Below are 24,671 nucleotides of genomic sequence, written 5' to 3' on the forward strand. Positions count from 1 at the left end.
TGACTACCGGCTGCCAAACGGCAAGATTTTAATTTTGCGAAAAACTATTGACACAATCTGATTCCGACAGAGCAGAAAGGGCTTTGCTGGGGATGGGATGTGCAGCCGGCCAGATAAGAACTGCTGCCCGGCAGCTGTGCCGGTCATGTCCTGAAATACGCTATTTTATCTGATATAAGGTCTCTGGGGAACATGTACTTTTCTCAATCTTCCCTGCAGAGCAGCTTAACCAGCTGGCAGGCACACGGGTTCAGGGAACGGCTGGTATCCTCCACGAGACAGATAGAGCGGAGGGGGATTTTCTCATCCAGAGGAATTTGAACCACCTTTCCGCTTTCCAGGTCTTCCCTGGCCAGGTTTTCTGAGACAAAGCCGATTCCCAGGTTATTGCGGATCAGGGGAAGAAGCTGGTCGGCAGTAGCCGCTTCGACGTCTGGAAGAAGCGTAAGTCCCAGACTCTGATAAAACGTGTGGTAAAACTCATACGTTTTGGTAGACTTTCCCAGGCAGACCAGGGGATAATCAGTCAGCTCGGCCAGGCGCCGCCTGCTGCCAGATAAAAACGCATAGCTGCTGCCGCCCACCAGGATTTCACGAAACTGCTTTAATGGAGTTTCACGAAACGGAGGGGAAGTGTCGGAAGGTGAGGTGACAACTGCGAAGTCTACCAGCCCCTTTTTGAGAGCGGATACAGCCTGAGGTGTGGAGAAGTTCGCAATGCGGATGTGCACTCCCGGAAACAGGGTGTGAAATTCACTGAGCCTGGACAGCAGAAGCTCGTGGAGAGCCGTCTCGCTGGCGCCGATGCTCACAGTTCCATCCTGTATGCTTTTTCCGCGGCCCAGTTCTGACTCTGCCATCTGAAGCTGCTTGTAGGCGATGGAAACGTGGTGAAACAGACGATCTCCTTCCGGCGTCAGAGAAACTCCCCGGTTGGAGCGGATAAACAGACGGCAGCCAAGCTGATTCTCCAGATTGTTCATAGAACGCGTAATATTGGGCTGGTTGTTCATCAGAATATTGGCGGCCTGGGTAAAGCTCTTGTACTTTGCCACATAATAGAAAATACGGTAGTAATCGTAGTTGATTTCCATGGCTTCTCCTTATCTGCACAATTCTTATATCAAAATGATATATCGAAGATATCCGATTGATTTGATGTTCCTAATTATACCTGAAAGAATGGGAGAAGTAAAGACAGGGTGAAGGGAGAAAAAGCCGAAAAAGAGCAGGCTCTGGCTTACGCCGCCTGCTCCTCCTGGGCCTTTCTTACAAGGCTTGAAACATCTCTGAGAATTTCAAGGTGGACAGAGAGAGGAAGATGGTCGACTGTCATCTCTCTGAGCTTTGTGGTTCCGTCTACGCCGCCGGCTTCTATGACGCGGCGAAGCATTTCCGTCTCCTGGGCCTCGCTGGGAAGAAGGAAGGCTCCTGTTTCCATGGAAAGCAGTGCCGCTGCTCCGATTCCCCACCAGTTAGACACGCCTCCGGCCAGCACGCAGTCGGCAGAAGAGGCAGTACAGATGATTTCTCCGCAGGGAACAAAGGACTCGATTTCTTTTCGGAAGGCTCCCATTCCCATCTCATTTCCGCCGTCTCCGATGGAGAGGGTGCGGATATTTCTCCGGGCAGCCAGCTCCAGAAAACAGTCGGCGTCGGCTGTCATGAAGTCAATAATCTCACCGCGCATATTGTGATAATGGCCGTCTGCCGCCTTTCCGGGCCGTTCTAAGGTGATCACGTGGGTAGGGCAGAGGGTGTCGAGAAGCTGCTCGGAAAAGGCGCGGGTTCCCGCTTCCGGAAGTACGGTGACAGGCACATCGGGACAGCGCACGGAGAGAGCTGCCTTAACTAATTCGGACGAGTGCGCGTCCGTTGCCACTGTGACCTGGCATCCGTTTGCTTTCAGAGCAAAAGCCAGATCGGCGGCTCCCAGAGGTCCGTCCGTCTCCCCGATCACGGCTCCGTCAGGACAGAGAACCGGAAAGCCCGTAAGGATCAGGGCGCGTCTTGCGCAGAAAAGCTCTTTGGCTGCCAGTGATAAGGGGGACGGCGGAAGAGAGCCAAGCAGGCCGCGTCCGCCAAAATCCTGCTTCATCACTGCATCCAGCTTGTCAAAAAAATTCATATGAAATCCTCCCATTATGAGGGCTTTTTACCTGTTTCCGGGTTCAGACCCGGTTGGAACAAATAAAAAAAGCCACTCCTCCTGTTCAGATTCATGGCTCTTATTTACGATGGGAACATCCGGGCAGGAGTCCCGATAAATAAAAGAATCCGTATGCTTTTTTCAGTCCTATCTTAACGCGTTTCCTCCCTCCTGTCAAGTTAAAAGACGGCTCCGTTTCAAAAACCCAGGTGATTCTGAAATTTTGCTTGAAGGAAGAAAACTGCCTGCTTATAATAGTAACAATGGATGGCGAAAAGATGCCAAAACAGAGCCGTCTGCCTCAAAAAAGAAGGCATTCCGGCAGACTGGTTTTTCAGGAAAATGACAGGGAGAACAAAGCTATGCAATACGGAAAAGGTACAATATTAGTGGTGGGCCAGGCCAAGCCCAGCAGAGAGGATGCGATCTACAGCCTCCACGGGGAATTTTACATCAGCCTGGTGCTGGAAAAGGAGAGCGGGAAAATTCTGAATGTGGAGTGCAACACCATTCTTCATGTGACGAGTGATTTTGTGGCAGAGATGTTCATTGGAAAGAGTCTCAGGACAGATCTGGAGCTGCTGGAGGGAGAGATCAGAAGCCGCTATTTTGCCATGACCCAGAAACCGCTGATTGCCTGCATGAAGGACGCATACAACCGGTATATGATGGTTCTGGAAAAGGAAAGACGCCTGTAGATCCTCGCAGACTCAGAGCGGACAGAGAAAATAGATCTGTATTTTTTCATTCGTTTCTGATATAACTATACGTGCCCTGAAACTGGAAGGTGCCAAGAGACGGCGCCTGCTCTGGATTTCTTTGCAGGAAACAAAAAAATTTAGGAAAAGTGAGGGATTGTTCGGTGAAGGAAAGAGACGGACAGCATGTAAGCGAAGCGATATGGAAGGCTCCCCTGGACGAGGACGGGGAGAAGCGCCATCTGAAAAACTGCCTCTCAGTGATTGAGGAGAATATTTCTCTCTATAAAAAGAAGGAGAGAGATTATCAGCGGGAGGTAAAGGAACTCTACCAGTCGGTGAAAAAGGGGGAAGGTGACTCCTACGGCCTTCTGGTTGCCGGGCGCAATATTCTGGAACACACCCAGAATGCGCTCAGAAAAAACAGAGCTGCGCTGAAAAAAGCCTACTTCGGGCGCATTGACTATGAGGACAGAACCTTTGGCGTCAATGAAACCTGTTATATTGGAAAAAACGGCATCACAAAGAATCAGACGGATGTGATCATCGTGGACTGGCGCGCTCCGGCTGCCAATGTCTACTATGAAAATGAGCTGGGAGAGGGCAGCTATGACGTTCCGGGAAGCGGCTCTGTGGAAATCTGTCTGGACAGGAAGAGAACCTACGATATAGACGGAGATACGCTTCTGGGATTTTACGATGACGATGTGGCTGCCAATGACGAGCTTCTGGTTAAATATCTCTCTCAGAACAAGGAGGCTGTTCTGGGCGATATTATCGCGACTATTCAGAGAGAGCAGAATGAAATTATCAGGGATATACCTTATAAAAATATCATTGTCCAGGGAGTTGCGGGAAGCGGAAAAACTACAGTTGCCCTTCACCGCATTTCCTATCTGCTCTACAACTATGACAAGGAATACAAGCCGTCGGAGTTCTGCATTGTCGGAAGCAGTGATATGCTGCTCAACTATATAAACAGCGGTCTTCCGGAGCTGGATGTAAACCATGTGCGCCAGATGAGAATGGATGTGTTTATCCCCTATCTGATGGGAAAAGCGTGGAAAAAGAAATATATTCTGACAGAAGACAGGGAGGATGCTCCGGCCAAAAGCCACCTGTCCTTTATAAGGAAGCTGGATCAGTTTCTGGATACATGGAGGGAGCGCTCTCTGAGCCTTGGGGATATCAGAGACCAGACGCTGGGCATGGTATTTACAGAGGAAAACCTGAGAGAAACGGCAGAGAGAAATGAGGGGCTCTCCCTTTACCAGCTGGAAAAGCTCTTAAATGCCAGAATTGCGTCAAGAATCCGCTTTCTCTGTACGGGAAAGGATGAGAATTTCAGGAGGGAAAAGCTGGCAGAGTATAAAAAATATTTCGACTCATCCAGACATAAATGGACGGAAACGCAGATCTACCTGGAATTTCTCGGCCTGCTTGCGGAGGAAGGCTCTGCCGGCATTTCAGAGGAGACGAAAGAGGCTGTGAAAAGAGGGCGGTTTGACCTGTATGATGCGGCTGCCATTGCCCTGATATGGAAACGGATTCTGGCAAAAAAGGAGACGGACGAGTTCAGCCAGATCATCATTGACGAGGCCCAGGATTTCGGAGAGACGGTGTACTATGTGATCCGCCGTCTGCTGCCGGGCTGCTACTTCACCATTATGGGCGATGTCTCCCAGAATATCCGCTATGAGACGGGAATGAACGACTGGGAGGGGCTTAAGGAGGCCATGTTTGAGAAGGAGAACGACAGCTTTTACCTGCTGGCCAAGAGTTACCGGAATACGATAGAGATTTCCGGCCAGGCCGGACTGGTTCTGGAGCATGCATCCCAGGGAGCCTATAAGATCCAGCCGGTGATCCGGCACGGCCGTCCGGTAGAGGACAGAACGGCCCATCAGGAGCCTGAAAAGGCGCTGAGAGAGGCGGTGGAGGAGGTTAAGAGCCGCGGCTATGAAACCATTGCCGTTATCTGCCGGTGCGAGGAAGAGGCAGAAGAGGTGAGAATGCTGCTGGGACTCGAAAAGACTGCGCCGGGAGAGTTTAAAAACGGCGTTATGGTGCTCCCTGTGACTCTGACAAAGGGACTGGAGTTTGACGCGGTAATTCTCTGGAAGCCGGACGAGGAGCATTATGGCGTAAACAAAAAGGACGCCAAGCTTTTGTATGTGGCAATCACCCGCGCCCTTCACGAGCTCTGGCTGGTGGGGGATCGGGAAAAAAGCCCTCTGTTTGAGGGAAGGGAAGCATAGCTTCCATGTGAAATGGCGCATCAGCCATCGGTGAAAAAAATAAGTGACGCATCCACACAGACAGCCGTCTGGATGCGTCACTTTTCTCTTTTTTAGAAAACCTGGGGCAGGGATTTCGCCTGCTCTTTCCTACTCCTTGCCGTTCCAGCAGTAAGTACAGAGCTTACATGGGGAAATGCCGATGGATTCCACCAGATCGTCGAGGCGGTGGAACTGGAGTGTGGTAAAGTTTAATTTCTTTCGGATTTCCTCTACCATGGCCTTGTAGTTTTCACTGTCCGGGTTAGCGTAATCGGCCAGTGTTTCCTCAGAGACGTCGTCCCCCTCCCGCTCACGGATGATCCGTCGTGTGATTAAATCCAGCTCTGAGTTGGAGCGGGAAAAATTCAGGTATTTGCAGCCAAACAGAAGCGGAGGACAGGCGGGACGAATATGTACCTCCTTGGCGCCGCTCTGGTAGAGAAACTCTGTAGTCTCCCCCAGCTGTGTACCGCGGACGATGGAGTCATCGATGAGAAGAAGACTCTTGTCGCGGATCAGGGCGTCTACGGGAATCAGCTTCATGCGGGCGATCAGATTTCTCTGGTTCTGGCTTGTAGGCATGAAGGAACGAGGCCAGGTTGGCGTATATTTAATGAAAGGACGGGCAAATGGGATGCCGGATTCATTGGCATAGCCGATGGCATGTGCGATACCGGAGTCCGGAATGCCTGCAACCAGATCAGATTTGGAGTGATCGCGTCTGGCAAGCATTTTTCCGCAGGTATAGCGCATGGCCTCCACATTGACTCCCTCATAGGTGGAGGTAGGATAGCCGTAGTAAACCCAGAGGAAGGAACAGATTTTCATCTCCTCCCGCGGTGCGCTCAGCGTTTCGATTCCCTCCGGAGTCATAAATACAATCTCGCCGGGGCCTAACTCGTGGCAGTCCTTGTAGCCGAGGTTAATGTAGGCAAAGCTCTCGAAGGATACGCAGAAAGCGCCCTCCTTCTTTCCGATCATGGCCGGAGTTCTTCCAAGCCTGTCTCTGGAAACGTAGATGCCCTCCGGGGTCAGAAGCAGGATTGTCATGGAACCCTGAATCCTCTCCTGTGCATACAGAAGGCCGTCTACAATGGAATCCTTCTGGTTGATGATGGCGGCGACCAGCTCGGTGGCATTGATCTTTCCGCCGCTCATCTCAAGAAAATGAATATGGCCCTTTTCATAGGACTCCTCGATCAGTTCCTGCTCATTTGTTATTTTGCCCACTGTGGTGATGGCATAGCTGCCCAGGTGGGACTGAATTAAAAGCGGCTGCGGTTCCATATCGGAAATACAGCCAATGCCCATATTTCCCGTCAGTTCGTCCACATCTCGCTCAAATTTCGTTCGGAACGGGGAATTTTCGATATTGTGAATGGAACGGTTGAAGCCGTCAGGCCCGTAGACGGCCATTCCGCCGCGTCTGGTCCCAAGATGAGAATGATAGTCTACTCCGAAGAATAAATCCAAAGTGCAGTTTGTTTTTGAGGTTACACCAAAAAATCCGCCCATTTTTTCCTTCCTTTCAATCTGTGTAATTCAGTTGTTTTTTCTGACGCCATACAGCGCAAAAGTCAACTCTATCTTAGCATATATTAGGTAAAATGGACAATAGGATTCATTTATTATAAATATTAATAGAAACAAAGGGGTTTCGTGATAAAGGGGTTGGTGTTTTTCATAAAATTAGGTATAATGGCTGTACGGCAGGAAATGCTTTTCAGACTCATCAGAATAGAAAGAGGAAGAAACTATGAGGATCAAATACAGAACAGGAAAATTTCTGGCTGCCATGGTCTGTGCGGCAGCCCTGTGTACATGGGGAGGCACAGCCTCCTTTGCGGCAGAAGTGTCAGGGCCGGCATCTGACACGGAGATAGCGGAGAACTCAAAAGAGCAGGCTCAGCCAATGGGGCCTGGGATGGAAAGTGCACAGTCCGCAGAAAGCAGTCAGCCAGAAAACGGAGCCCAGACAGAAGGCGACGGCCAGGCAGGAGATACGCTGCAGACAGAGGGGGGTCAGACGGGAGGCGCAGCTCAGACAGGGGATGGGGCTCAGACAGAGGGAAGCAGCCAGGAAGGAGATGGAGCTCAGGGAGAAACAGCCGGTCAGGCAGACAGGATGGTGATGAGCAATGGCCGTCTTCTGGATCCGTCCAGACCCATGGTTGCCCTTACCTTTGACGACGGACCGTATGCCCCGGTGGGAAACAGGATTATGGACTGTATGGAAAAGTATAACGGAAGGGGCACCTTCTTTGTAGTAGGAAACCGCGTCAATTCCTTCCAGGAGGAACTGCGCCGGATGCAGGCAGCCGGCCACGAGATAGCAAATCACAGCTACAGCCATAAGTACCTGCAGAAGCTGGGAGCTGAGCAGATAAGAAATGAGGTGGAAGGCTGCAATCAGGCAGTGGCTGCCGTCACCGGCGTATCGCCGGCCCTGATGCGCCTGCCGGGCGGAAGCTACAATGCAGCTGTACTGGCCAATATTCACCAGCCGATTATCCTGTGGAACATTGACACAAGGGACTGGGCCACAAAAAACGCAGCTCAGACAGCTGCAGCTGTAATCGGCAAAGTAAAGGATGGAGATATTGTGCTGATGCATGAGCTGTATTCGTCTACGGCTCAGGCGGTGGAGCAGATAGCTCCGGCTCTCACCGGGCAGGGCTTCCAGCTTGTGACAGTGAGCGAGCTGATACAGTTTCGGGGCGGAGCGGCTCCCGGAGTTATTTCCTACAGCTTTCCTCCGGCTTAGGGCTTTTGAAAAACGGAGAGGAAACGCAGGCGTGTTGGGTGTGAGAGAAAGGAAGGGATTTCGATGGAATACAGAAAATTCGGAGATAAGTATGTGGTGCGTCTGGATAAGGGGGAGGAGATTGTATACAGTCTCTTAAAGCTCTGTGCCTGGAAGGATATCAAGGTAGCCCAGGTGACTGGAATTGGAGCAGTGGGAGAGGTAACGGCAGGCCTGTTCGACACGGAGAAGAAGGAGTTTATCTCCCACACCTGGACAGGCGACATGGAGATAACTGCTCTGACCGGCAATATCACAACAAAGGAACAGAAGCCTTACGAGCATCTCCATATCACTGTGGCCGGCAGGGACGGTATGGCCAGAGGCGGACACCTGAAGCGCGCGGTGGTCAGCGCCACAGCGGAGCTGTTTCTGACTGCGGCGGACGGAACCGTGGAGAGGGAGATGAGCGATGAAATCGGGCTTAATCTGATGAAATTTTAGAAAAGCAGTCCGGGTAAGGGAGCGGATATGCTCAGTCAAACAGATCCCGGATATTTTCTTCATTGAAATAGCGGATACGCTTCAGCGGAATTTTAGCTGCCCGGAAGGCATTGTCCTTAAAACGGTCTCTTTTTCTGGCATCTTCTGTATCGTGGCTCCGGTCATCCAGCTCCACCGCAAACAGGACGTTCAGGTTTCTGTCACAGATGACAAAATCCACATGCTTCTGAGATATTTTGCCGAAATATCGGAAAAAATGGCGGCGGTTTGTCACGTCCATGAGATCTTTCAGGCCAACCTTAGGGCAGATCAGGAGCTTTCGGGCATCTGCTTCGCGCTTCAAAATCCGGTAAAACGAGTACTCTCTTTTGGTGAGAATCGGCTTGGCCTTATAGGGATAGTGCCTGCGGCTGCCAAAAAAGAGGAAAAGGACCAAAAGAACTGCGGCCGCCGCAGCGGCCAGAAAGAAAATTTTTGAAGTATCCATAGGTTCTCCTTTGTGTTCCGGCGCAATAGAACGCCCGAGCTGAAGCGGTGAGAGCTGAAACCGGGATGTGCACTCGCCGCAGTAGTGTTTTGGCTCCCTTCGGGCGCCAGCGGCTCGGCGCAGGTATAATAACCGCTCTGCGGCTATTATACCATCTCGACTTACGTCTCGATGGGACCGCTCGTCAAATGCATGCTCATGCAAGCATGGCATGCGCTTTTCTCGCTATTATACCATATAGCGTCTTCTTTTTGAAAGGAAATGTGGGGGAGGCCGCGTCCTTTTGAGATTTTATTGCCCCGGATACTGTCCTCTGAATAATCTAATAGAAAAAGCACTGAGAGGAAAGCAGGATGGATCAGGCAAAGAAATGGATCAACTGCGATGGGGCATATCGGCTTGGCCTGACAGGACAGGGAGTGGGAGTCGCAATCCTGGACACGGGAATCTTCCTGCATCGGGATTTTGAGGATAGATTGGCAGCGTTTGTGGACATGGTAAAGCGCAGAAAGGAGCCGTATGATGACAATGGACATGGTACCCATATAGCCGGGATCATCGCAGGAGCGGGGATCGACTCAGGGGGCAGGTACCACGGAGTTGCCCCGGGGTGCAGTCTCATCAGCCTGAAGGTGCTGGATCACCGGGGCAATGGATATGCCTCCGACGTGCTGGCAGGGCTGAAATGGATCCGGGATCACAGAGAGGAGTATAATATCAGAATCGTCAATATATCGGTGGGCTCCTTCAGCCGCCGGGGGATGAGCGAGGAATCCGCCCTGGTAAAGGGGGTGGATGCCGCCTGGGATGCCGGTCTGGTAGTGGTGGTAGCTGCCGGAAATAATGGTCCGGGGCAGCGCACGATCACAACGCCCGGAATCAGCCGGAAGGTGATAACAGTGGGCTGCTCTGACGATTACAAGGAGGTGGATGTGGCGGGAAACAGGATGATTGACTATTCCGGCCGCGGTCCCACAAATGCCTGCATTCTGAAACCGGATATCGTGGCGCCCGGCTCCAACATTGTGAGCTGTGCCAACCGGAGCGGCTCCTATACCAGAAAAAGCGGAACTTCCATGTCCACGCCCCTTGTATCGGGAGCAGTCGCCCTTCTGCTGGAAAAGTATCCTGAAATGACAAACCTGGATGTGAAGCTCAGGCTCAGGGAGAGGGCGGTAGATCTGAGGCTTCCGAGAAACCAGCAGGGGTGGGGGCTTCTCGACGTGGAGAGGCTTGTGGAGTAACGGAAACGTCCTGGCAGAGCTGCCGGGACAGAGGAGGAAGAGGATGAAAATATCAGTACTAAATGAAAACACAGCCGGAAAGAGAGGCTTTCTGGCGGAACACGGGCTTTCCCTTCTGATAGAGCATGGCGGGAAACGGTTTTTGTTTGACGCAGGGCAGACAGGCGTATTCCTCCACAACGCTGAAAAGCTCGGAGAGGATCTCACACAGCTGGACGGGATTATACTGAGCCACGGCCATTTTGATCACTGCGGAGGTCTGGAATTTTTTGGGGATGCACTGCCCCGCTGTCCGGTTTATGTGAGGAAAAATGCATTCTTAAACAAGCAGGCTGTCAATGAGGACAAAAAGACGTACCGGATTCTCGGGATTCCGTGGAAAAGAGAGCTGCTGAAGGGAATGGAGATCCTGACAGAGGACAGACAGGAGATTGCGCCGGGCGTGTGGGTTCTGGGGAATATTCCCTACACGGTTCCATTTGAAAAAAGGCCGGAGATTTTCTTTATTGACGAGGGCGGTGAAAAGCGCCCTGACTACATGGAGGACGAACAGCTTCTTGTCATTGACACAGAAAAGGGGCTTTGTGTGTTTGCAGGCTGCTGTCATGCAGGAATTATCAACTGCCTGAGCTTTGTCCAGAGCTCGTTTCCCGGACGTCCCATCTACAGTGTTCTCGCTGGGATGCACCTGGGCGGGGTAAATGAGGATAGGCTTGAAAAGACGATTGAGGCGCTGGATGCAATGGGGATTTCCCTCCTGATGCCTGTCCACTGCACGGGAATCTATGCAATCGGGAGGATGAAAGAACGCCTGAGGGAGAGATGCATGATTTTGGAGACGGGAAAGAGTATTTTCCTTTGAAATCAGAAGAAAAGGGGAAGAGAGGACGGCAAAAAGGAAGAGGGAAAACAGAGGCGCTGTTTTCCCTCTTCCTTTTTATTTCCCCAGTGAGAGGAATTTTTTGATGTCTGTGTTGGCTCCCATGATAACAAGGGTTTCCGGCCCCTGGAATACATAGGCGGCCCCTGGAAGAGGATGGAGAGTTCCGTCCATTTTGACAGCCAGGATTGAAATACTGTATTTATTTCGGACGTTAATCTGAACAATGCTTTTTCCAACCCAGGATTCTGGTACAGGGACCTCATAGATCGAGTGATCAGGAGTCAGCTCAATATAATCAAAGATATTGTCTGTGCTGTAGCGGACGGCAGAGTGGATGGCCATTTCCTTTTCCGGATAGACTACCTGATCGGCGCCGTTTCTGAGGAGAAATTTTGCGTGGATATCCCGGTTTGCGCGGGAGAGGACAAACTTGGCTCCCAGATCTTTTAAGAGGGCTGTGGTTTCCAGGGAACTCTGGAAATTATCGCCGATAGCCACCACGCAGAGATCAAAGTTTCTGACCCCGATGGAGGCCATATACTGCTCATTGGTACAGTCGCCGATCTGCGCGCTGGTGACATAGGGGAGGATCGCATTGATGCGCTCCTCAGAGATGTCGATAGCCATTACCTCATGCTTGAGTTCATAGAGCTTCATTGCCATTGTGGCGCCGAAGCGGCCGAGGCCGATTAACAAAATAGACTTCATATCATAATCCTCCATTTATTACCTGTCTGTCACCCCACAGTGATGCGTTCCTGGGGCAGATGGACTGGAAATTTTCTGTGATTGGTAAGAGCGTACAGCATGGTGAGACCGCCCACACGGCCCAGATACATCAGAAGGATCAGTATAATTTTAGAAAAAATTCCAAGATCCTCTGTGATTCCAAGGGACAGCCCGACAGTCGCAATGGCGGAGGCTGCTTCAAAGGAGGACTCCATCATGGAAACTCCGTCAGCCCGGGTAATCAGAAAGCTGGCTGACAGAAACAGGAACAGATAGAGTACCAGAATCGCAATCGCATTCCTCAGGATATCATAGGGGACTCTGCGCTTATAACAGTGGATGTCCTCCTGATTCTGAAATACAGAGAGAATGCACAGAACCGCCAGGGCGAAAGTGGTCGTTTTAATACCTCCTGCTGTGGAGCCCGGAGAACCGCCGATGATCATTAAAATAATCGTCGCAAGCTGGCTCTGAGTGGAAAGCTGATCCAGAGGAACCGTGTTGAAACCGGCCGTTCTGGGTGTTACTGACTGGAAAATTGACGAATAAATCCGATCAGCAAGCGTGTAGCCTTCCCACCGCTGCGGCGTGAACTCAAACAGGAAGAAGAGAACCGCCGGTATCAGAATCAGCAGAAAGGTGGTAGTGAGAACGATCTTTGTCTGCAGCCTGTAGAACTTGTAGGACTGCCTGTGTTTGTAAATATCATCCCAGACGAAGAAACCGATGCCGCCGATGACAATCAGAGCCATGACAGGGATGGTGATAAAAGGATTTGTCCGGTAGCTGGTCAGGGAGGAGTAAGGGCCTGAAGTACCTCCCATCAGATCAAAGCCTGCGTTGCAGAAGGCCGATATGGAGTGGAAGACAGAGTACCAGATTCCCCTGACAATGCCAAACTGAGGACAGAACTGAACAGCCATCACGAGAGCCCCCAGAAGCTCAAAAAGGATAGTGCATTTGACTATGAAACGGGTCATCCTGACAATACCGCCTACCTGCGGGGCAGAGATAGACTCCTGCATGACAAAACGCTGCTTCAGACCGATCTTTCTTCCCGACAGAATGGTGATGGCAATGGCCAGAGTCACAACTCCCATTCCTCCGATCTGAATCAGCAGAAGAATCACGGCCTGCCCGAATACAGACCAGTAGGTGGAGGTGTCATGGACGACGAGACCTGTCACGCAGGTTGCCGATGTGGCTGTAAAAACAGCGTCGATGAAGGGAGTCATTTCCCCGCTTCTCGATGAGATCGGAAGCGACAGCAAGATACCGCCGCACAGGATAATCAGAAAAAATCCGCCTAGAATAATTTTAGCCGGGGTCAGTGCCCAAACCTTATTGCTTAACATTGCCGGAACTCCTTAGTATTATTTATAGTAAGCATGTGTCCGATACGTCAAATCCTCTGTGCGTTCAGACAATAAATTGTATCTGCAAATCCAGATAATCATAACGATTATATATAGAACATCAGGGAATGTCAACAAAACAAAAGAGAACATCCGTTAAAAGCCTGCTACAATTTGCAGACAGTCCGGCAGTACAGAAAAACAGGCATTAAAACTGCAAAAATTACAAAACCGCAGGCTCCCTTCTGGACACCAGACAGCTCGGCATGGTATAATGACTGCAGAGCGGGCATTATACCTGCGCATACCGGTTTCAGCATGTACTGCTGAAAGCCGGGCGCTAAATTCCGCCGGAGGCTGCCATATCCGAAGGATATGGTATAATGACTGCAGAGCAGAAGCCAGAGATTTCTTTCGCCAGCCGGTTCCGGCTGCGTATCTTTCAATTTCAATCCAAAGGCCGAATTCCGGCAGATTTTCAGATTCAGTTTTATATGTTTCCGTTTTCCGCCTATCCCGGCTGTGACAAGCGGAAAAGAAAAGATATATACGAGAGCAGAGATACGGAAAGAGACGGCTGCTGCAGGCAGAAGAGGCCGGAAAGGAGGGAAAACGGGATGAGCGGATCCGATGAAGAGGAGATAGTCTGCCGCGGCAGAATCTGGGGGAAATTCTTAAAATAACAGTTGACATTTCAGTTTGCCTATAATATGATAGGTATAGCGAGAACAGAACATTTGTTCGTATTTTGGAGATTATGGAGGAGAATATGGATAGAGATGAAAAACTGAAGGCGCTCGACGCCGCGCTGACGCAGATAGAGAAGGCATACGGAAAGGGCTCCGTTATGAAACTGGGCGACTCAGGAGCCAATATGAATATTGAGACAGTTCCCACCGGCTCCCTTAGCCTTGACATTGCCCTGGGACTTGGAGGCGTTCCCAGAGGGCGTATCATAGAGGTATACGGGCCTGAGTCCAGCGGTAAGACGACGGTAGCTCTCCATATGGTTGCCGAGGTTCAGAAGAGGGGCGGAATCGCCGGTTTTATCGATGCCGAGCATGCCCTGGATCCGGTCTATGCGAAGAATATCGGCGTCGATATAGATAATCTCTACATCTCACAGCCGGACAACGGCGAGCAGGCTCTCGAGATCACCGAGACCATGGTGCGCTCAGGAGCTGTCGATATTGTCATCGTGGACTCTGTGGCAGCCCTCGTCCCGAAGGCGGAAATTGATGGGGAGATGGGAGATTCTCACGTGGGACTTCAGGCCAGGCTCATGTCCCAGGCGCTGAGAAAGCTGACTGCCATTATCAGCAAATCCAACTGTATCGTGATCTTTATCAACCAGCTCCGAGAGAAGGTAGGTGTTATGTTCGGAAATCCGGAAACCACCACAGGAGGACGGGCGCTGAAGTTTTATGCATCTGTCCGCATGGATGTAAGAAGGATCGAAACCCTCAAGCAGGGCGGTGAGATGGTGGGAAACCGCGTCCGCATCAAGGTAGTGAAAAACAAGATCGCCCCTCCGTTTAAGGAGGCAGAATTCGACATCATGTTCGGAAAGGGAATTTCCAAGGAGGGAGATATACTGGATCTGGCAGCCAAGGAGAATATTGTGGAGAAGAGCGGAGCCTGGTACGCATACAATGGAAGCAAGATTGGACAGGGACGCGAGAACGCAAAGAATTTCCTTCAGGCAAACCAGGAGCTGTGCCAGGAGATAGAGGCCAAGGTGAGGGCCAAGTACGGTCTGGACGGAGCTGCTGCCGATGAAGGCTCAGCGGAGCGTGAGGCTGATGCACAGGAGCCAAAGCTGGCCATGCCTGATCTGGGAGACGAGCAGGAGTAGGATGGGAGTCAGGCAAAGGGCAGAAGGGAGGGAGAAACGGGCCGCCTGCTTCTGAGGTGCCTGCCCGGACAGAAAACGTAGAAGAGAATGAAGGTTGACAAGATAGAACCCATAGACAGGCGCAGGAGCAAGGTTTTTCTGGATGGAGAGTTTGCTTTTGCCCTGTACAGCGGGGAGCTCAGACACTACCGCATAGAGGAGGGAGGAGAGCTTTCCTGCGAGCAGTATGAAGCGATTCTTAGAGAGATTGTATTTAAAAGAGCCAGAGAGAGGGCTGTCTACTGGCTGAAATGTTCAGCCAGGACAGAGGAGGAGCTTCGCAGAAAGCTGCGGGATGGCCATTATCCTGAGCGGGCAGTGGATCATACCATAAAGCTTCTGAAAAAGTACAGGTATATTGACGATGAGGAGTATGCCAGAAATTTTGTGGAGCTGAACGGAACGAGGAAAAGCCGGGCCGAGCTGGCTTCAGCGCTCAAAAGCAAGGGAATCAGCCGGGAGTGTGTCAGCCGCCTGCTGGAAGAAAACCCTGTGGATGAGGAGGAGCAGGTGCGAAAGCTCCTTGCAAAGCGGCGTTTTGATCCGGAAAATGCCGATCCAAAGGAAACAGCCAGACAGGTGGCGTACCTGATTCGCAGAGGCTTTTCCTATGAAACGGTGCGCAGGGTGATTGCAGAGCTCAGGGATCTGTACTGACTGTATTTTCACTATTTCTGGCACTGCGGGCAAAAAACAGAGGAGCAGAGCGCGTTTTTTTCTTTGTGAGATAGTTACGAAAAAGAGCAAACACTTCCTATTATACTTGACATAGTGTATAAAACAGTTTAAAATTGTAGTGTTGTATCGATATGTACAATGAAAACTAAATAAGGAGGTGCTCCTGTGCCACAAGTAATAATTCCGTTGATTACGGCTGTTATTGTTGCTGTTATTACTTGGTTTGTGGCTGTCAATTACCGCCAGAAGACATACGAGGCTAAGATTGGCAGTGCGGAAGAACGATCAAGGGAAATAATAGATGAAGCATTAAAGGTTGCAGAGACAAAGAAGCGAGAAGCTCTCCTTGAAGCGAAGGAAGAGTCACTGAAGACTAAGAATGAGCTTGAAAAAGAAACAAAGGAAAGAAGAGCTGAGCTTCAGCGCTATGAGCGGCGCGTACTGAGCAAGGAAGAAAATCTGGACAAGAAATCAGAAGCGATTGAGAAACGTGAAGCAGGGCTTAACGCCAAAGAGGAAGCTCTGAGGAAGAGAACCACAGAGGTTGAGGAACTCTACGAGAAGGGAATGCAGGAGCTGGAGAAAATTTCCGGTCTTACATCCGAGCAGGCGAAGGAATATCTTCTGAAATCCGTGGAGGAGGATGTAAAGCACGACACGGCCAAGCTCATCAAGGAGATGGAGGCAAAGGCCAAGGAGGAAGCCGATAAGAAGGCCAAGGATTACGTGGTAACGGCAATCCAGCGCTGTGCGGCTGACCATGTGGCCGAGACCACAGTATCCGTTGTCCAGCTTCCAAACGATGAGATGAAGGGACGAATCATCGGACGTGAGGGACGCAATATCCGGACCCTTGAGACGCTGACGGGCGTGGAACTGATCATTGACGATACGCCGGAGGCGGTTGTCCTTTCCGGCTTTGACCCAATCCGCAGGGAAGTTGCCAGAATTGCTCTGGAACGCCTGATTGTAGACGGCAGAATCCATCCTGCCAGAATTGAGGAGATGGTAGAGAAGGCGCAGAAGGAAGTAGAAACCATGATGCGCGAGGAAGGTGAGGCTGCACTGCTTGAGGTGGGCATTCACGGAATTCACCCTGAGCTTGTCAAACTGCTTGGCAAGATGAAGTTCAGGACAAGCTACGGACAGAATGCACTGAAGCATTCCATAGAGGTAGCACAGCTTGCAGGACTTTTGGCGGCGGAGGTCGGAGTAGATGTCCGCACGGCGAAGAGAGCAGGCTTATTACATGATATAGGCAAGGCTGTTGACCACGAGATGGAGGGAACACACGTAAAGCTCGGCGTGGATCTTTGCAGAAAGTACAAGGAATCCGCTGTAGTGATTAATGCGGTGGAGGCCCATCACGGCGATGTGGAGCCGCAGAGCCTGATTGCCTGTCTTGTACAGGCTGCTGACACAATCTCGGCTGCAAGACCTGGAGCCAGACGAGAAACACTTGAAACATACACGAACCGTCTCAGACAGCTGGAGGATATTACAAATTCTTTCAAGGGAGTAGACAAATCCTACGCGATCCAGGCAGGACGCGAGGTACGGATCATGGTCATTCCCGAACAGGTAAACGACGATGGTATGGTATTGATGGCAAGGGAAATTTCCAAGCGAATCGAGACAGAACTGGAATACCCCGGTCAGATAAAAGTGAATGTAATTCGCGAATCAAGAGTGACGGACTACGCGAAGTAGATAAAGGCAAATTGAGTTCTGAGCAGTTAATTCTGAGAGAGGGAAGCGTGCTTTCATTCGGCAGATGCCGGAAAGCGCGGTTCCCTCTCTTTTTCTTTTCAGAGGGGCGGCTGCAAGGGTACAGGGAAAAACCGGTTCATGTGTTCATATTCTTGACAGGGTACGAATATGAGGTAAAATGAAAACAGCTGATCAAAACCTCCTGTATCAGACAGGGGGATGGAAAGACAGAAAAAAGAAACAGCGATTGGAGGAAATGGAAATGAAAAGGATTGGCTTTATTGGAATGGGAAATATGGGATATGCCATTTTAAAGGGACTTTTACAGGTATTTGACAGGGAAGTGCTGCTTCTTACCGATGCGGATCGGAAACGTGCAGAGAAAATATCGGAGGAGACAGGCGTTGCCTGCGCTGCGGACAATGCAGCCTGCGCCTCTATGGCTGATTATGTGGTTTTAGCCGTTAAGCCCCAGTATTATGATGCTGTTCTCTCAGATATAAAAGATACGGTGACAAAGGAAAAAATTATTATCTCAATCGCTCCCTCCGTCACGATCCAGGATTTAAAGGAAAAGCTGGGACAGGATCGAAGAATTGTCAGAGCTATGCCGAACACTCCTGCTCTTGTTGGAATGGGGGTGACAGGGGTGTGCTATGAGGCAGAGCGTTTTTCTGCGGAGGAAAGGGATACCATCCGTCAGTTTTTTGAGTCCTTCGGTTCCATGGAACTGGTGGAGGAACGGCTGATGAACGCAGTTGTCTGTGTGAGCGGAAGCTCTCCTGCCTATGTCTATATGTTTATTGAGGCTCTGGCAGACAGCGCTGTCAAGTACGGACTTCCCCGGGATACTGCGTACCGCATGGCCGCCCGCACGGTTATGGGAAGCGCAGAAATGGTTCTCGAGACAGGTGAACATCCAGGAAAATTAAAGGATATGGTATGCTCACCGGGAGGAACTACGATTGCAGCTGTGTCAGCCCTTGAAGAATGCGGATTCAGGAATGCCGTAATTAAGGCGGCTGATGCCTGCTTTAAGAAATGCACTGATATGAGATAAGAAAAGAGATACAAGATAAAAAGAGACAGGAAAAGAGAGATTAAGATAAAAAAGAGATAAAAAGAGATAGGAAAAGGCAGGTGCAGAGCCCTAAAGAAGCGGGCTTCTGCGAAGCAGCGAGGGATCGTCCGGGCTGCAGCCTGCCGCAGAAAAGATATGAGGGAATGGAAGGAGAGGAAGAGATGGACATGATGGATCAGAAGACAAAGGAGGAAGAGATTCCCGTAAGGCGGATAGACAGGGAATTAAAATACCAGGGAACTATCCTGAAGGTTTATCAGGATACGGTTCAGGTAAATGGCCACGAGGCAAAATGGGATTATATCCATCACAATGGAGCCGCTGCCGTGGTAGCTGTAACGGAGGAGGGGAAGCTTCTGATGGTGCGCCAGTACAGAAACGCCCTTGACCGCTATACGCTGGAGATTCCCGCGGGAGCTCTGGACTATCCGGAGGAGCCGAAAATTGACTGCGCGTACAGAGAACTGGAGGAGGAAACGGGATTCAGGACAGACCATCTGGAATATCTTCTGAGCATCAACACTACCATCGCTTTTTGCGATGAGGCCATCGACGTGTTTGTGGCGAGAAACCTGATTCCCTCCCGTCAGCATCTGGATCCGGACGAAAACATTCAGGTGGAGGAATGGGAGCTGGAGGATCTTCTGGAATTGATCGCTGCAGGAAAGATGACAGATGGAAAAACAGTGGCATCTATCCTGGCCTACGCAGTAAAGTACAGAGGCAGAGGACCTGAGAGAAAATAGCGGCGCCAGCGGTGCCGGAAGAAGGAAGACAGGAAAAAACGGAAACTGCATAGACCGGAAAAAAACGGCATAGGATGAAAAAAAGGAAATGGGTTTAACACATGAGACGTGTTTCAGATATGATCCGCTTTCATCCGGTTATGCTGTTTTTTTTCTGCTTTGCAGCGGCCTCGCTGGCGGGAAGTGTGTGGATGAACGGGCTTCCCGGTCAGACACAGGAGGAAATGGGGGTTCTTGGGCAGGCATGGCTGCATCAGTCAGGATACTCAGTGAAGCCGGAGCCTGCCCAGGCTGTTCCAGTTATGTTTCAGAGATGCATTCAGGCAGCAGTCCTGTGGCTGGCAGGAATGACATCGTTTGGAACGGCTGGGCTGTGTCTCGGGGCGGCAGTCCTGGGCTTCTCCATGGCAGCCGTACTTTCCGCCCTGACTATGCAGGCAGGTTTTCTGGCTCTCCCTCTGTTTATCCTGTCGCTGTTTCCACAATGGCTGTTTTATATTCCCGTTCTCCTGGTTCTTTTCCGGTGGGGGAGCAGCACAGAGAAGCGTACCCACGGAGCCGCCTTCTTGATTCTGATGGCGTTTACGGCAGCAGGAGCTCTGACGGAAACCCTTCTGAATCCTGTGTGGATGGAACTGGCAGGAAGTGTTGTGGCAGCTCTTTCAGGCTGAACAAGGCTGGTTTTTATGGAATTTGCGAGAACAGAAAAAAATTTTTTCTCAAGATATTGCCCTGTTAAAATGCAGCAGGACAATATCTTGTATTTTTTATGTAAATCAGCAGGAGGAGGTGTCGAAAGTGGGAAAAATGTGTTTGATTTTATCAAAAAATGTATATATAATGGTAGATACCAGTGGATTTTTGCCTTGTTTTATGAGGAAAGACTGAGGCAGGAGCAAAATGGAAAGGGGCACACAGCCATGCCTTTGGACTGAAAAGGAAGAGGTGAGGTAAGCCGTTCTGTTTTTTTCAGTTTCTGTTATCAGCTTCAAAAAAGGTATGGATTGACAAAAGAGTACGGAACGATTAGGGGATAAAGTATGTTTGATGAGGTGGAGAAGTTTGTAGGATATCTGCGGGACGTAAAAAAAATGTCCCAGAATACGATTCTCTCGTACAGGCGTGATTTGCTGCAGTTCGCATCCTATATGGCGGACAGGGGAGTGGCAGAGGCTGGAAAAGTGACAAAGACCAGCCTGGATTCCTACATTCTTTTTCTGGAGAGGGAGGGGAAGGCTGCCGCAACTATCTCGCGGATGCTGGCATCGATCAAGGCGTTTTTTCATTATGAAAGCACAGAAGGATATATAAAAAGAAATCCGGCGGAGATGATCCGGGCGCCTAAAATCGAAAAGAAAGCTCCGTCTATTCTCTCGGTAGAGGAGGTTACGAGACTTTTAAACCAGCCGGGCGGCAGAACCCCCAAGGAGATACGGGACAAGGCTATGCTGGAGCTTCTCTACGCTACAGGAATCAGGGTTTCAGAGCTGATGAACCTGAATCTGCATCACATTAATATGACCATCGGCTTTATTACCTGCAGCGACAGCGGCAGGGAGAGAACGATCCCCTTTGGCCGCGTGGCGAAAAAAGCGCTGGATGATTACCTGAAAAATTCCAGGCCGGAGCTTACGAAAAAGAAAGAGTCAGACTGGCTGTTTGTAAACTGCAGCGGAGGACAGATGAGCCGTCAGGGCTTCTGGAAGATTATCAAATATTACGGGGAAAAGGCGGGGATCCAGACGGACATCACGCCTCACACGCTGCGCCACTCCTTTGCCGCTCATCTGATCAGCAGCGGAGCAGACATGAAGGCAGTGCAGCAGATACTGGGACATTCGGATATGGCCACTACTCAGATGTATGCTGCCTATCTGCATGGCTCACAGACAGCCAAGGAGTAGCGAAGAGACAGGTTTCGCTGTTATATAGAAAATGAAAAACTGTAATAATATGAGAGAGGACGGCAGGTTCATACCTTCCTGAAGAAGGCTTTATGCCGGCGGCGCTCATATTGTTACAGTTTTTTGTTTAAGATAACCTGCCTGCAGCAAAGATACGGATTGTATGAAAAGGCAAGTCCGGGGCGGAAATAAACATCTGCCCTGAGACGCATTTCAAAATCAGAGCCCTTCTTTCGTTTCTGCAAAATTGACATGCTTCGTCTAATCGGCAGGAGCTTCGACAGGGAGGGTGACCGTAAAGGAGGAACCCTCATCCGGGCGGCTTTCCACAGTAATGAAGCCGTGGCTCAGCTCCAGAATCCGCTTAACCATGGGAAGGCCAAGGCCGTTGCCGGAGGAGCTGTTTTTATCCTTGCGGAAAAATTTGTCAAAAATATGGGCTATGGTAGCTTCATCCATTCCGATCCCGGTGTCCTGGATGGAAACGCGAATCAGAGAGCCCTCATTTTTCAGATAGACACGGATCGTTCCGTTCTTTGGCGTGTACTGGATGGCGTTGTGAAGAAGATTTACCCAGACCTGCATGATCATGTCGGCATTTCCATAATACCAGGCAGTTTCCATATCAATGTCCAGATCCAGCTTTTTCTCGTCCCAGAGAGGTTCCAGAAGGAGGATTGCCTGGCGCAGCTGCTCATCGAGGCAGTAGCGCGTCTTATTCGTCACAATCTCCTGTTTTTCCAGACGCGACATGGCCAGAATATTCCCGGACAGGCTGGAGAGCTGGCGTACACTGTCAATGATAATATGTATATATTCATCGCGTTCCTTCTCCGTAAGAGAGTGATCCTGGAGCAGGGTGGTGTATCCCTCGATAGCTGCCAGAGGTGTCCGGAATTCATGGGAAATATTTGCTGCGAAATCATTGCGCAGGGATTCTATACTTCCCAGCTCCTGAACCATCTTGTTGAAATGTCCGGCCAGCTGTCCAAGCTCCGGAAACGAGTAGTCGGTTTTAACGCGCACGGAGAAGTCGCCGGTTGCCACCTTCTTGATGGCATCGCTGAAGCTCACTAACGGCGACAGCAGAAGCCGGTTCACAAGGAGGGTCAAAACGATACCGGCCAGCAGGCTTTCCACCAGCATGGTAAAGAGCGGAAAATAAGGGCTGGGGCCGTAATCGCCGCTCCAGTTACTGATCAGAAGGAATATCCACCCAATCAGCATTGGAGTCACGGCAGTGCTGATGAAGGTTATCAGGATAATATAAAATTTCAGAGGAGATGTATGCTGTTTTATCTGTTTCATGGCTCCTGTTTCACCACCTTGTATCCCAGGCCGCGGACTGTGAGAATCTGAAAATCATCGCAGTCCTTAAAGCGTTCTCTTAATCGGTTAATATGTACGTCCACCGTCCGTTCATCTGACTGGGAATCCACGCCCCAGATTTCGTCCATCAGCTGCTGGCGGGTAAAGATTTTGTTGGGATAGGACATCAGTTTGTATAAAAGGTAAAATTCCTTCTGGGGCAGCAGAAGCTCCTCTCCGTTGAAAGTGACTGTCAGGGCATCATAATTTAATACCGTTTTTCCGCAGATAATTTTCCGCTCTGTGGAGATCCTGGCTCTCTTTAACAGGGCGCCGATTCTAAGAACCATCTCATTGACATCAATGGGCTTTACCATGTAATCGTCAGTGCCTGCCAGAAAGCCCCTTTGTTTGTCTTCAAACCGCTCTTTGGCAGTAATAATCAGAATTGGCAGGGTGTAGCCGCTGACCCGCAGTGTCTCAATCAGCTCATATCCGTCCATACCGGGCATCATAATATCGGAGATAATCAGATCCACATACTCAGTATCGAGAATTTTCAGAGCAGCAAGCCCGCTCTCAGCAGGGATGGCACAGTAGCCGTTATTCAGCAGTACAGTGCAGAAAAGATTTCTCAGTTTCATATCGTCCTCTACTACAAGAATATTAAACATTGGATTCACCTCTTATCACAGTCATTTTGCCGGCAGCAGAGCAGTCAGGCTGAACATGGTGGAGGCAGTTTCTGTCTCCCATCAGCGCTTTCCCACCAGGCTGTCTGCCGGTTTCACCATAAGTATACCACAGGATTATTAATTTTCTTTAAACGAAACAGCATATCGCGGTGTGTTTTGCGTGGACTTTGTAATAGCAGGAGAACACAGAATTTTAAATGTAAGTTCACATTCAGTTTATATAAGGTTAAAGTTCATTTAAAATTGAGGTGCTATACTTTAGCGCAAACAGTCACCGAGAGAGAATACGGGGCTCAGGCTCGCCTTCAGAAGTGCAGGCGAGAAGGAAGGAGAACAGACATGAATAGAGAAAAACTGTATTCAGCGGCAGATTTGCTGAAACGGAAAAAAAAGATAGTGATCCCGGCGGCTATTTTTACAGTAGCTGCCGCTGCCTTTCTGGCAGGAAGAGGAGGAAAGTCTTCTTCACCGGTAGCCATGGGTATGGGGCAGATGAACAACGTGGCAACCGTTTCTGCGGAGTATCCCAAAAGCGGAGATATTAAGCTGGAAACAGCTGTCACGGGAACCGTGGAACCGGCAGATGTTGTCTATGTATACGCTCAGGAGTCAGGCGATGTCACTTCTGTGCAGGTAAAGGCCGGAGATGTAGTTGAAGCCGGACAGGTGCTTCTGACCATCGACACAAAACAGGTAGAGTCAGCTAAAAACTCCATGGATTCTGCAAAGATCAGCTATGATCAGGCTCAGAGCACTCTGAACAGGATGCAGCTTCTCTATGCGGGCGGCGATATTTCCGACCAGGAGTATGAAGAGTATCAGAATCAGGTAAAGTCAGCCAGGCTGCAGTATGAATCAGCAAAGCTGAATTATGAAAACCAGGTGGAGTACAGCACTGTGACCGCTCCTATCGCCGGCAAGGTAGAGAGCTGTGATGTGGAGGTATTTGACAATGTGAATGTGAGCGCGCAGCTCTGTGTTATTTCCGGCGAGGGGGAGCAGAGAGTGTCCTTCAGTGTGACAGAGCGCGTGGCAAAGAATCTGTCAGTGGGAGATGAAATACGGATTGAAAAGGACGGGGCGGAATACAGAGGATTCATCACAGAGGTGAGCGGCATGGTAGACGCAGCCACAGGAATGTTTAAGGTGAAGGCCAGCATGGCTCAGGCAGATGAGGTCCCCACAGGCAGCACAGTGAAAATCTATGTGGTTTCTGAGGAGGTTCACGATGCCATGACGGTCCCGGTGGACGCAGTTTACTTTGACGGCGGCGTAGGAAACGTCTATGTCTATGAGGACGGAACGGTACATAAAAAAGAGGTTGAGGTGGGAATCTTCGATTCAGAACTGGCAGAGATCAAGGCAGGTCTCACAGAAAATGACCTGGTGATAAGCACCTGGAGCTCGGAGCTATATGAGGGAAGTACGGTAAAGCTCAAAGATGACAGCGAGGGCACAGGTACAGACGCGGATATGCAGACAGAGGAGACGGCGGACAAAGAGACAGACGGCAGGGAACAGCCGCTTTCCCCGTCAGACGCATTGCCCCTGGAACCGGTAGCGGACGCAGAGGAAAGGTAGGAA

The 24,671-nt window shown here is 50.3% G+C and carries 23 protein-coding genes; 15 read left to right on the plus strand and 8 right to left on the minus strand.

The window, feature by feature from the left end; genetic code table 11:
* Positions 1-203: 203 nt before the first annotated feature.
* Positions 204-1,094, minus strand: a complete 891-nt coding sequence (locus tag DW757_RS14625) for a LysR family transcriptional regulator (protein ID WP_118752090.1) — start codon at positions 1,092-1,094, stop codon at positions 204-206.
* 146 nt (positions 1,095-1,240) lie between these two features.
* Complete coding sequence (locus tag DW757_RS14630) at positions 1,241-2,128, minus strand: DUF4392 domain-containing protein (RefSeq protein ID WP_182433321.1); 888 nt, start codon at positions 2,126-2,128, stop codon at positions 1,241-1,243.
* A gap of 383 nt (positions 2,129-2,511) precedes the next feature.
* Here DW757_RS14630 and DW757_RS14635 point away from each other — a divergent pair, with 383 nt between their 5' ends.
* Positions 2,512-2,847, plus strand: a complete 336-nt coding sequence (locus tag DW757_RS14635; protein ID WP_044931764.1) for a DUF3870 domain-containing protein — start codon at positions 2,512-2,514, stop codon at positions 2,845-2,847.
* A 164-nt stretch (positions 2,848-3,011) separates the two neighbouring features.
* The gene (locus DW757_RS14640) at positions 3,012-5,105 is read left to right on the plus strand and encodes an ATP-binding domain-containing protein (RefSeq protein ID WP_118752092.1); all 2,094 of its coding nucleotides are present in this window, start codon (positions 3,012-3,014) and stop codon (positions 5,103-5,105) included.
* A 129-nt stretch (positions 5,106-5,234) separates the two neighbouring features.
* Here DW757_RS14640 and DW757_RS14645 read toward each other — a convergent pair whose 3' ends face one another.
* Positions 5,235-6,641, minus strand: a complete 1,407-nt coding sequence (locus DW757_RS14645) for a glutamine phosphoribosylpyrophosphate amidotransferase (protein ID WP_015572972.1) — start codon at positions 6,639-6,641, stop codon at positions 5,235-5,237.
* Positions 6,642-6,882: 241 nt separating this feature from the next.
* Between DW757_RS14645 and DW757_RS14650 the strand changes: the two genes are divergently transcribed.
* Positions 6,883-7,890, plus strand: coding sequence for a polysaccharide deacetylase family protein (locus DW757_RS14650; protein WP_118752093.1), 1,008 nt, complete (start codon positions 6,883-6,885; stop codon positions 7,888-7,890).
* A gap of 63 nt (positions 7,891-7,953) precedes the next feature.
* Positions 7,954-8,373, plus strand: a complete 420-nt coding sequence (locus DW757_RS14655) for a PPC domain-containing DNA-binding protein (RefSeq protein ID WP_015572973.1) — start codon at positions 7,954-7,956, stop codon at positions 8,371-8,373.
* Positions 8,374-8,404: 31 nt separating this feature from the next.
* Here DW757_RS14655 and DW757_RS14660 read toward each other — a convergent pair whose 3' ends face one another.
* Positions 8,405-8,860 (minus strand): DUF2726 domain-containing protein, encoded by a 456-nt coding sequence (locus DW757_RS14660; RefSeq protein ID WP_118752103.1) that lies wholly within the window; start codon positions 8,858-8,860, stop codon positions 8,405-8,407.
* A 353-nt stretch (positions 8,861-9,213) separates the two neighbouring features.
* On the opposite strand from DW757_RS14660, the gene DW757_RS14665 reads away from it, so the two are divergent.
* A complete protein-coding gene (locus tag DW757_RS14665; RefSeq protein WP_118752094.1) occupies positions 9,214-10,104 on the plus strand; it encodes a S8 family peptidase in 891 nt (296 codons plus the stop codon).
* A gap of 43 nt (positions 10,105-10,147) precedes the next feature.
* On the plus strand, positions 10,148-10,966 hold the full coding sequence (locus tag DW757_RS14670) for an MBL fold metallo-hydrolase (RefSeq protein ID WP_044931738.1): 819 nt from the start codon (positions 10,148-10,150) through the stop codon (positions 10,964-10,966).
* 75 nt (positions 10,967-11,041) lie between these two features.
* Here the strand turns inward: DW757_RS14670 and DW757_RS14675 are convergent, their stop codons facing one another.
* Both DW757_RS14675 and DW757_RS14680 read right to left on the minus strand, forming a co-directional pair.
* Positions 11,042-11,695 (minus strand): TrkA family potassium uptake protein, encoded by a 654-nt coding sequence (locus DW757_RS14675; RefSeq protein ID WP_015572976.1) that lies wholly within the window; start codon positions 11,693-11,695, stop codon positions 11,042-11,044.
* A 29-nt stretch (positions 11,696-11,724) separates the two neighbouring features.
* A complete protein-coding gene (locus tag DW757_RS14680) occupies positions 11,725-13,071 on the minus strand; it encodes a TrkH family potassium uptake protein (protein WP_015572977.1) in 1,347 nt (448 codons plus the stop codon).
* 769 nt (positions 13,072-13,840) lie between these two features.
* Between DW757_RS14680 and recA the strand changes: the two genes are divergently transcribed.
* The 8 genes from recA (at position 13,841) to xerA (ending at position 21,084) form a co-directional block, all read left to right on the plus strand.
* Positions 13,841-14,926: a recombinase RecA gene (recA, locus tag DW757_RS14690; RefSeq protein ID WP_021966657.1), complete on the plus strand. Its 1,086-nt coding sequence runs from the start codon at positions 13,841-13,843 to the stop codon at positions 14,924-14,926.
* 87 nt (positions 14,927-15,013) lie between these two features.
* Complete coding sequence (locus DW757_RS14695; protein ID WP_118752095.1) at positions 15,014-15,622, plus strand: RecX family transcriptional regulator; 609 nt, start codon at positions 15,014-15,016, stop codon at positions 15,620-15,622.
* Between the two features lie 186 nt (positions 15,623-15,808).
* Positions 15,809-17,353 carry a ribonuclease Y gene (rny, locus tag DW757_RS14700; RefSeq protein WP_008398994.1) on the plus strand — a complete coding sequence of 515 codons (1,545 nt, stop codon included), beginning with the start codon at positions 15,809-15,811 and terminating at the stop codon, positions 17,351-17,353.
* A gap of 178 nt (positions 17,354-17,531) precedes the next feature.
* The gene (proC, locus tag DW757_RS14705) at positions 17,532-18,413 is read left to right on the plus strand and encodes a pyrroline-5-carboxylate reductase (protein WP_087381896.1); all 882 of its coding nucleotides are present in this window, start codon (positions 17,532-17,534) and stop codon (positions 18,411-18,413) included.
* Between the two features lie 182 nt (positions 18,414-18,595).
* Positions 18,596-19,180, plus strand: coding sequence for an NUDIX hydrolase (locus DW757_RS14710; RefSeq protein WP_347560000.1), 585 nt, complete (start codon positions 18,596-18,598; stop codon positions 19,178-19,180).
* A 101-nt stretch (positions 19,181-19,281) separates the two neighbouring features.
* Entirely contained in the window at positions 19,282-19,851 is a 570-nt protein-coding gene (locus tag DW757_RS14715; RefSeq protein WP_044931736.1) for a stage II sporulation protein M, read from the plus strand.
* A 15-nt stretch (positions 19,852-19,866) separates the two neighbouring features.
* On the plus strand, positions 19,867-20,115 hold the full coding sequence (locus tag DW757_RS14720; protein ID WP_008398989.1) for a hypothetical protein: 249 nt from the start codon (positions 19,867-19,869) through the stop codon (positions 20,113-20,115).
* A gap of 105 nt (positions 20,116-20,220) precedes the next feature.
* Positions 20,221-21,084, plus strand: a complete 864-nt coding sequence (gene xerA / locus DW757_RS14725) for a site-specific tyrosine recombinase/integron integrase (RefSeq protein WP_008398988.1) — start codon at positions 20,221-20,223, stop codon at positions 21,082-21,084.
* Positions 21,085-21,345: 261 nt separating this feature from the next.
* On the opposite strand, the gene DW757_RS14730 is transcribed toward xerA, so the two are convergent.
* Positions 21,346-22,392, minus strand: coding sequence for a HAMP domain-containing sensor histidine kinase (locus DW757_RS14730; RefSeq protein WP_118752096.1), 1,047 nt, complete (start codon positions 22,390-22,392; stop codon positions 21,346-21,348).
* Positions 22,389-23,066: a response regulator transcription factor gene (locus tag DW757_RS14735; RefSeq protein ID WP_008398985.1), complete on the minus strand. Its 678-nt coding sequence runs from the start codon at positions 23,064-23,066 to the stop codon at positions 22,389-22,391. The genes DW757_RS14730 and DW757_RS14735 overlap by 4 nt, the downstream gene beginning before the upstream one ends.
* 360 nt (positions 23,067-23,426) lie before the next feature.
* Here DW757_RS14735 and DW757_RS14740 point away from each other — a divergent pair, with 360 nt between their 5' ends.
* Positions 23,427-24,668, plus strand: a complete 1,242-nt coding sequence (locus DW757_RS14740) for an efflux RND transporter periplasmic adaptor subunit (protein WP_118752097.1) — start codon at positions 23,427-23,429, stop codon at positions 24,666-24,668.
* Positions 24,669-24,671: the final 3 nt, after the last annotated feature.

The organism is Clostridium sp. AM29-11AC, assembly GCF_003480545.1.
In the GTDB taxonomy this organism is placed as follows: domain Bacteria; phylum Bacillota; class Clostridia; order Lachnospirales; family Lachnospiraceae; genus Otoolea; species Otoolea saccharolyticum_A.

Bases quoted from the DNA above. Each gene is read 5' to 3' on its own strand.
- recA (WP_021966657.1), top strand. From the start codon at position 13,841: ATGGATAGAGATGAAAAACTGAAGGCGCTCGACGCCGCGCTGACGCAG.
- DW757_RS14710 (WP_347560000.1), top strand. From the start codon at position 18,596: ATGGACATGATGGATCAGAAGACAAAGGAGGAAGAGATTCCCGTAAGG.
- DW757_RS14635 (WP_044931764.1), top strand. From the start codon at position 2,512: ATGCAATACGGAAAAGGTACAATATTAGTGGTGGGCCAGGCCAAGCCC.
- DW757_RS14730 (WP_118752096.1), bottom strand. From the start codon at position 22,392: ATGAAACAGATAAAACAGCATACATCTCCTCTGAAATTTTATATTATC.
- DW757_RS14735 (WP_008398985.1), bottom strand. From the start codon at position 23,066: ATGTTTAATATTCTTGTAGTAGAGGACGATATGAAACTGAGAAATCTT.
- DW757_RS14695 (WP_118752095.1), top strand. From the start codon at position 15,014: ATGAAGGTTGACAAGATAGAACCCATAGACAGGCGCAGGAGCAAGGTT.
- DW757_RS14670 (WP_044931738.1), top strand. From the start codon at position 10,148: ATGAAAATATCAGTACTAAATGAAAACACAGCCGGAAAGAGAGGCTTT.
- DW757_RS14625 (WP_118752090.1), bottom strand. From the start codon at position 1,094: ATGGAAATCAACTACGATTACTACCGTATTTTCTATTATGTGGCAAAG.
- DW757_RS14645 (WP_015572972.1), bottom strand. From the start codon at position 6,641: ATGGGCGGATTTTTTGGTGTAACCTCAAAAACAAACTGCACTTTGGAT.
- DW757_RS14675 (WP_015572976.1), bottom strand. From the start codon at position 11,695: ATGAAGTCTATTTTGTTAATCGGCCTCGGCCGCTTCGGCGCCACAATG.
- proC (WP_087381896.1), top strand. From the start codon at position 17,532: ATGAAAACAGCTGATCAAAACCTCCTGTATCAGACAGGGGGATGGAAA.
- DW757_RS14680 (WP_015572977.1), bottom strand. From the start codon at position 13,071: ATGTTAAGCAATAAGGTTTGGGCACTGACCCCGGCTAAAATTATTCTA.
- DW757_RS14720 (WP_008398989.1), top strand. From the start codon at position 19,867: ATGGAATTTGCGAGAACAGAAAAAAATTTTTTCTCAAGATATTGCCCT.
- DW757_RS14655 (WP_015572973.1), top strand. From the start codon at position 7,954: ATGGAATACAGAAAATTCGGAGATAAGTATGTGGTGCGTCTGGATAAG.
- DW757_RS14650 (WP_118752093.1), top strand. From the start codon at position 6,883: ATGAGGATCAAATACAGAACAGGAAAATTTCTGGCTGCCATGGTCTGT.
- DW757_RS14660 (WP_118752103.1), bottom strand. From the start codon at position 8,860: ATGGATACTTCAAAAATTTTCTTTCTGGCCGCTGCGGCGGCCGCAGTT.
- DW757_RS14665 (WP_118752094.1), top strand. From the start codon at position 9,214: ATGGATCAGGCAAAGAAATGGATCAACTGCGATGGGGCATATCGGCTT.
- xerA (WP_008398988.1), top strand. From the start codon at position 20,221: ATGTTTGATGAGGTGGAGAAGTTTGTAGGATATCTGCGGGACGTAAAA.
- DW757_RS14630 (WP_182433321.1), bottom strand. From the start codon at position 2,128: ATGAATTTTTTTGACAAGCTGGATGCAGTGATGAAGCAGGATTTTGGC.
- DW757_RS14715 (WP_044931736.1), top strand. From the start codon at position 19,282: ATGAGACGTGTTTCAGATATGATCCGCTTTCATCCGGTTATGCTGTTT.
- DW757_RS14740 (WP_118752097.1), top strand. From the start codon at position 23,427: ATGAATAGAGAAAAACTGTATTCAGCGGCAGATTTGCTGAAACGGAAA.